This is a genomic window from Nocardia higoensis NBRC 100133 (assembly GCF_000308595.1).
Taxonomy (GTDB): Bacteria; Actinomycetota; Actinomycetes; order Mycobacteriales; family Mycobacteriaceae; genus Nocardia; species Nocardia higoensis.
In genome coordinates, this window is sequence record NZ_BAGA01000079.1 from 123,415 (window position 1) to 130,759 (window position 7,345).

The 7,345-nt window shown below is 70.9% G+C and carries 6 protein-coding genes; 1 reads left to right on the forward strand and 5 read right to left on the reverse strand.

Annotated features, from left to right (window positions below):
• Positions 1-180 precede the first annotated feature (180 nt).
• The gene (locus tag ON26_RS14510; protein ID WP_040796627.1) at positions 181-936 is read left to right on the forward strand and encodes a dienelactone hydrolase family protein; all 756 of its coding nucleotides are present in this window, start codon (positions 181-183) and stop codon (positions 934-936) included.
• 89 nt (positions 937-1,025) lie between these two features.
• Here ON26_RS14510 and ON26_RS14515 read toward each other — a convergent pair whose 3' ends face one another.
• The 5 genes from ON26_RS14515 to ON26_RS14535 form a co-directional block, all read right to left on the reverse strand.
• On the reverse strand, positions 1,026-2,450 hold the full coding sequence (locus ON26_RS14515) for a three-helix bundle dimerization domain-containing protein (protein WP_218000584.1): 1,425 nt from the start codon (positions 2,448-2,450) through the stop codon (positions 1,026-1,028).
• Positions 2,451-2,857: 407 nt separating this feature from the next.
• Positions 2,858-3,985, reverse strand: coding sequence for a glycosyltransferase (locus ON26_RS14520; protein WP_040796628.1), 1,128 nt, complete (start codon positions 3,983-3,985; stop codon positions 2,858-2,860).
• 79 nt (positions 3,986-4,064) lie between these two features.
• On the reverse strand, positions 4,065-5,402 hold the full coding sequence (locus ON26_RS14525) for a glutamate-1-semialdehyde 2,1-aminomutase (RefSeq protein ID WP_040796629.1): 1,338 nt from the start codon (positions 5,400-5,402) through the stop codon (positions 4,065-4,067).
• Between the two features lie 22 nt (positions 5,403-5,424).
• Entirely contained in the window at positions 5,425-6,003 is a 579-nt protein-coding gene (locus ON26_RS32910; RefSeq protein WP_085999012.1) for a YdcF family protein, read from the reverse strand.
• Between the two features lie 3 nt (positions 6,004-6,006).
• Positions 6,007-7,338, reverse strand: a complete 1,332-nt coding sequence (locus tag ON26_RS14535; RefSeq protein WP_040796630.1) for a glycosyl hydrolase family 28-related protein — start codon at positions 7,336-7,338, stop codon at positions 6,007-6,009.
• Positions 7,339-7,345 lie beyond the last annotated feature (7 nt).

Here is a 7,345-nt window from a genome sequence, read left to right on the forward strand (position 1 = left end):
TCGGGAAAACCTGTTGGCGGATCATGGTGGCCGCTGCTACTTTGCCCGGAGACCGTGCGAGAGAACGAGGAGGTGGTACCCGTGAACGCTGTATCGACATGGGTGCTCCCCTGCGGGGTCACGGTCGGGCGATAGGTCGTCCGGGAGCGCCGCTGATGAGCACTCCCGAAAGGCACGACCATGCAATTGTTTTCCGAGCGACGTCTCGACGACGGCGCCCTCGAACGCCGCTTCACCCTCGGTGAGATCCCCGGCATCCTGTGGACGCCGCAATCCGTCTCCGAACCGGCGCCACTGATCCTGGTCGGCCATCCCGGTGGACTGGACATGATGTACCCGCGGGTGGCGGCCCGGGCCCGGCATGCCGTGGCGGCGGGCTTCGCCGCGGCCACCATCGAGCTCCCCGGCAGCGGTGACCGGCCGCGCTCGGCTGCCGCCGAGCAGGCGCGCGCCGACCTGCGCCGGGCGGTGCGCGACGGCGGGCCGGTGGACGACGAGATCGTCGCCCGCCTCGTCCTGCCGCTGGTCGATCGGGCCGTCCCGGAATGGCAGGTCACCCTGGACGCGCTGCTGTCGCTGCCCGAGATCGGCGGGCCGGTCGGGTACTCGGGTGGGGTGATCGCCATCGGTGTCCGGCTGGCGGTGGTGGAGCCACGCATCGCGGCGGCCCTGCTGTTCGCCGGAAGTTTCGTGCCTCGGATCATGTTCGACGAGGCCCGGCAGGTCAGGATTCCGCTGCAGGTGCTGCTGCAGTGGGACGACGAAGGAAACGACCGGCAGATGGCCCTGGACCTGTTCGACGCCTTCGGCTCCGCGGAGAAGACGTTGCACGCCAATATGGGCGGGCACACCGGCGTCCCGGCGTTCGAGGGCGATGACGCGAACCGGTTCTTCGCCCGGCATCTCCGCCGGGCCTGCGGGGCAGCTGTGCACTGATGTGACCGCTGTCGGTGGCCGTGGGGTCGGCCACCGGCAGCGGCTGCGGCGGTCCGGCCGCGACCGGGTCGACTCGACGACGTCCGGTGTCAGTTGTAGGACGCGATGACGCCTTGGAGGAGGGCTTCGAGGGTGTCGTAGGTGGGGGTGTCGACGACGTCGATGAGTTCGGCGGGCACGGGCAGTCGCTGTGCGGCCGCGACGCCGGCGAACGCGGTGGCGTCGCGGGTGCGGAAGCCGTGTTCGGCGGCCAGACGCTGGAGTTCGGGGTCGTCGGTGAGCAGGCGGCCGAGGCGGTCACCCGCGGCGTCGAGGGGCACCACGGTATGGGTGGACAGGACCGTCGGCGAGGGATAGGTCAGCACCATGTCGGGGGTGATGCGGCCCGCGGCTTTCGCTTCGGCGAACTGGGCCTCGTAGATGAGGACGAGCGGGGTGGGGCCCATGCCCGCGGTCAGGTATTCCTCGAAGGTACCGGCGCTGGAGTTCTCCGCGTAGCCCTGGCCGGTGAACAGCCGGGACAGCAGAGGCAGTACTCGCTGCTGGGCTTCGGCGCCCTGGACCACGGCGTTGTCGTTGGCGACGAACGCGGCGATGGCGAGGAACATGGCCGCGGAGTTGGAGGTGCGGGGGTCGGTGGTGGAGACGAGGATGTTCTTGCGGACCGGGTAGGTGGTGTTGCCCGCCAGATGAGTCCATTCGGTATTGCGTTGCGCCAGTTGCAGATACCGCGCCATGTCGAAGGTGGGTGTGGGTCCGGGGCGGACGACGCCCGCGGTGGTGAGCAGTTCCGCGATCGGTGTGAAGGTGGCGATGGCCATGGGTGAGGAGAACGGCGTGTAGCGGGTGCTGATGCCGTGGCCGCGCAGGATACGTTCGGCAGCGGGAACACTGGAGGGGAAGGCGAAGCTGTAGCCGGTGAGGTCCATGTCGGCGATCTGACGGGAGCCGGCCGGTTCGATCTCGACGCGCAGGCCGTGGCGGGCCAGTTCCTCGGCCACGCGGGGATCCTCGAACAACGACGCCTTCTCCGAACCGACCACACCGCGCACGGTGGTCAGGTCGGTCGCACCGCTCGCGGCCAGGGTGTCGGAGCGTTCGCGGGTAGCGACGGCGACCACAGCGATCACCACGACGGCCACGAGTGCCAACGCGCCGGCGGCGGGCAGCAGGCGACGGGATGCGGCCGATCCGGCGCGGACGATGCCCGGCCGCGCCGAAACGGTGTCCATCGCGGGGATTTCCACGGCGGTGATCTCGGAGGCGCCCGATGCCGGTGTTTCCGTGTGTGCGGTGGCTGTCCCCCGGTCGGCCGGGCCGTCGAGTTCGCGGCGGGCGATGCGTTCGATGAGTACCGGGACGAATTCGCGCACCGGTGTGCCGTCGAATCGGTTGCGTGCGTCGCCGATCGCCGTGCGCACCCGTTCGGGAGAATGCTGTCCGGCGTAGTTCTCGATCAGGCTGTCGGTCAGTCGACGCAACGCTTGCTCTTCCCGGATCGTATCGACTGGCACCGCAACTCCTCGTACTCGACTCGACCGGCGTCCCCGACGCGGCCACCCTCTTCGCGCCCGGCCACGTTACCCGCCGAAGAAGACACCGCAATGCGGTCTTCGCGTCGATTCCTGCTGTCCTGAGCGGACTTTCAGCGGCAGGGACCGCGCATGGGGGTCCGTTGTCGGAGCAGTTCACGGCATATTTCGCGACCGCCTCGAACTTCTCCGTGCCCACCGGCACGCACCGCGGCGCAGGTGCGTGAGCGCAGGCAGAGTTCACCGGAGTATCCGCCGTCCGACACCGGCCGTTCGCCGCCCATCCTTCCCCGCCGGACAGCGGCAGGACCGACCGGTGTTCGCGGCGCCGCTGCGAGCGGATCCGGACGGGCCGGACCGGTGCGGCGGGGGAAGGACGCACCGGCCGGTCAGTGCGCGGCGAGCACGCCCTCGACCACTCGCGCCATCCTCGCCCGGAACGCTTCGGGGCCGAACGATTCGGCGTGCGCGCGGATCTTGTCGGGGTCGAGGTCGGTGGTGGTGGGGTCGGCGAGCACGGCAGCGAATCCGTCGACGACCTCCTCGTCGCTGCCGTGCGCGACGTGCGCGCCGCTGAGGCCGGGCAGCACGGTGTCCAGTGCGCCGCCCTCCCCCACCGCGATCACCGGTGTGCCGCAGGCCATGGCCTCGACGGGGACGATGCCGAAGTCTTCGACGCCGGGCATGAGCAGGGCGTGGCAGCGGCGGTACATGTCGACGAGGACGTCGTCGGGTGCGGCGCCGAGGAAGGTGGTCTCCGGGCCGGCGAGGGTTTCCAGCTGGCGGCGGTAGCGTCCGTCACCGACGACGACGAGGCGGCGGCCGCTGCGTTGGGCGGCGCGGATGGCCAGGTCGGGACGCTTGTACGGGACGAGGCGGCCGGCGAAGAGCAGGAAGTCCTCGCGCGCGAGGGCCGGATCGGGTGCGAAACGGTCCAGGCGCACAGGCGGATTGATCACCTCGGCCGGCAGGCCCCACCAATCGCGGACGCGGTCGGCGACGGCGCGGGAGTTGGCGACGACAGTGGTGAGGTGCCCGGCGGCGGCGAGTTCGGCGCGGCGGGCGAGGACGCCGAGCGTGGCCAGCGCGGCGCGCCCGGCGAACCCACCCGCTTCACGCGCGCGGAACGCGGGGTCCCAGGCCCACCGGGCGGGGCTGTGCACGTAGGCGATCACGGGGGCGTCGGTGGCCAGGGCCGCTTGGATGCCGAAGGAGTGGTGGCTGACCACGACCGCGTCGTAGCCCTCGCGCAGCGGCAGCCCGCGCAGGGCGCGTGGCATCAGCGGCAGCAGCGGGGCGTGGGAGCGGCGGCCGGTGGCGGCGTGCAGGCGGTCGAGCCACGTGCCGGTGACGGTGTCCCACGGCGGGTGGGCGATGGCCGGGGCGCGGGCTGCGTCGACCAGCGGCGCGAACACCGGCGCCTGCGGCCAGGTGCGCGCGAATTCGCCGACCACGGCTTCGGATCCGCCGTATTCGGTGAAGCGTTCGTGCACGATCGCGATGCGCGGTCCGGTCATGGCTGATTCTCCTGTGCGCCGCGGATTCGCCGCGTGTCGAGATGCTCGGTGGGGTACATGCGGTGGGCCGTGGCTGGTGTCACGGGGCGGGCGTGAGGTTGTCGAGGCGGCGGGGTGCGGCGCGGGCGCGCAGGGCCGGCGCCACGGGCCTGCCCTCCAGCAGCCCGTCGACATCGCCTTGTTCGAGGGCGAGCGCGTAGATCGCGGCGGCGCCGCGGCAGGCGTCGAGGGTGTGGTCGATATCGGTGTCGGTGTGCGCGGCGGAGGTGACGAACGACTGGCCGAGGACGCCGCGGCGCAACAACTCCTGCAGGAACAGGGTGCGAAACGGTTGAGAGGGCTGCCCGTGCGGGTCGAAGGTCTGGAAGATCAGGCAGGAGGGGCGGCCGGCGATGCGCAGGTGTTCGCCGATACCGAGTTCGGCGGTGATCTGTTCGAATCCGGTGCGCAGTCGCTCGCCCGCGGCTTCCATGCGTCCGATGGGGTCGGTGGTGGCGTAGGCGTGGGCGACGGCGAGGAAGGCGGCCAGCGAGCCGGTTTCGGGACCGTGGGTGGTCGACAGCAGGAACACGCGGTCGGCGTCGGTGCGCAGTCCGCCCAGTTCCATGTATTCGCGGCGGCCGGCGAGGGCGGAGAGGGGGAACCCGTTGCCCATGGCTTTGCCCCAGCACGACAGGTCGGGGGTGATGCCGTAGACCTGTTGGGCGCCGCCCGCCGACCAGCGGTAACCGGTGATCATCTCGTCGAAGACCAGCAGCGCGCCGTGACGGTCGCACAGGTCGCGGACGCCGGCCAGGTAGCCCGGTGGTGGTTCGTGCAGTGCGGTGGCGGCTTCCATCACGACGCAGGCGATGTCGTGACCGGTGAGCACGGCGTCGAGGGCGGCGAGGTCGCCGTAGCCGAAGCCGACGGTCGATTGGGCGGGGATGCCCGCGGACATGGGGGTGGTGCCGATGAACCAGTCGTCGACGGAGAAGAACGGCTGCGCGCAGACGGCGACGGTGGTGCGGCCGGTGACGGCGCGGGCCAGGCGCACCGCGGCGGTGGTGGCGTCGGAGCCGTTCTTGGCGAATTTCACCATGTCGGCACCGGGAACCAGGTTCAGGAAGGTTTCGGCGGCGTCGAGTTCGAGCAGCGTGGGGCGGGAGAAGTTGACGCCGTCGGCGATGGCGGCGGTGACGGCGTCGACCACGGGCCGGTAGCCGTGGCCGAGGGTGACCGAACGCAATCCCATGCCGTATTCGACGAATTCGTTGCCGTCGCAGTCGCTGACGCGGCAGCCGTGCCCGCGCACGAGGACCGGGGCCATGTGTTCGGGATATTGGTCCGCGCCGCGGGCGTAGGTGTGGGCGCCACCGGGCACGAGTTCGTGCAGGCGGGCTTGGGCGGCGTTGCCGCGGGTGAAGTCGGTGATCACGGCGTGGTGTTCCTCTTTCGGCTCAGCAGCCGGTCTCGGTGAAGGCCTTGAGATAGCCCGCGCTCTGACGCACATACATCCACGCCTGGTAGGCGAGGTTCGTCGGGGCCGGGCTGGCGACCATGGTGAGTTCGCCGTCGAAGCATTTGCCGACGATGTAGCGGGCGCGGGAGATGTGCGGGGTGAAGGTGACGACGATGATGTGGCGCCAGTGCCCGGCGGCGGCGCGGCGGCGGATCTCCTGCGCCTCACCCTGGGTGGTCCACGGGTGCGGTTCGAAACACTGCACCCGGAACGGGTAGTCACCGCGGCAGTAGCGGTCCATGCGCGGGTCGTCGAGACCGGTGGAGGCGGCGATCACCAGTTCCGGCGCCAGCCCTTTGCGGGCGAGGTCGACACCGATGTCGAAGCGTTCGTACGGGGTGCCGCCGAGCACCACGATGGCGTCGGCGGGCCGCAGCGGGTCGATCTGCGGGTGCACGAACACCGGTATCCCGGCCACGGCCAGCGCCGTGACCGTCGCCGCGATCGCCAGCGCGAGGCGAAGGCGGCGCAGCCATGCGCGGCGGCGGGCCGGGGTGGTGTCGGGCGTGGTGCTCATCGGTCAGCGGGCCGGCCGGTCCTTGCCCAGCGGCGCGGTGCCCAGCGCGCCGTCCGGTGCCACGACCAGCCGCCAGTAGCCGCCGTCGCCGTCACGCAACACGACACCGGCGTCGGCGCGGTCGGAGACGTAGGCGCCGGAGGACAGGACCGAGGCCACCGGGGTGCCGTCCTGGGAGCGGGCGCGCAGGATCTCCGCATCGCCGGTGCCTTGGGCGGTGACGGTGCCGGTGAAGGTGGGCCGGTGCACGCGGCCCCGTCCGATGACCTGCCAGTGGTCGGGGAAAACGCGCGAGTCGAGGTCCTCACCCGCGCTGGAGATCAGGTTGACGGCGGTGCCTTCGGGACAGCCGGCGGGATCGATGCGCAGCTCGGTGGGACTGTGCCCGGGATCGGGGTCGAAGGCGACATTGGCCAGATACGGCTGACGGCAGTGGATCAACTCCACGCCCGCGGCGCGGCCGGCGACTTTGCAGTTGATCATGCCGAACTGGGCGGGGCCGCCGCGTCCGGCGACGCCGACCTGCACGGCGACCTCGGAACCTTCGAACCACACATTGGTCAGCCACCAGTTGGCGGCGGGACCGTCGATGAGCAGATGCCGGTCGGTGGTGCCGGGGTCGATGTCGGAGACGAATTCGGAGTTGGTGATCGACAGTCCGGCGGCGTGCTCGTCGGTGCCGACGCCGAGGACACCGATGCGGTTGCTGGTGAACTTCGAGGAGGTGACGTAGTTCTGGATGCAGGAGGTGCTCAGCCCGATCCCGAAATTGTTGATGTCGCAGTCGATGAAGGAGGTGCCGCCGGTGTTGGCTTCCAGCACGACGCCGCGCTGCCCGGCGTAGCGGGGGAAGTTGTCGCTGAGGTGGTTGCCGCGCACCAGCACGGTGTCGAAGCTGCAGCGGAAGCATTCGCTGAGCTGGATGGCGGTCGCTTTCGGGCCGGTCAGGTAGAAACCCATGCGCGCGAACCGGACCCGCTGTTTGCCGCGCAGCGTGACCAGGGTGGTGTCGGTGTCGCAGAACACGGTGGTCACGTCGGCGCCGTCGCCGTAGACGACGGCGAAGTCGGGCAGTTCGGGGAAGGCGGTCACCTTGTAGTCGCCCGCCGGCAGGTAGACCACCGGCGGCGGCCCGTCGGTGCGGCACGCTTCGGCGAGGGCGGCGGTGTCGTCGGCTCTGCCGTCGCCGACGGCGCCGAAGTCACGGATGTTGCGCACAGCGGTTCCTCCCGGAGGCGTGGGGCCGGTGGGCTCCTGGGCGTTGCAGGAGGCGATCGGCACCGCGGCGATGCCGAGCCCGGCGGCGAGCAGGTGGCGGCGGCGGAATCCGGTCATCGGGCCG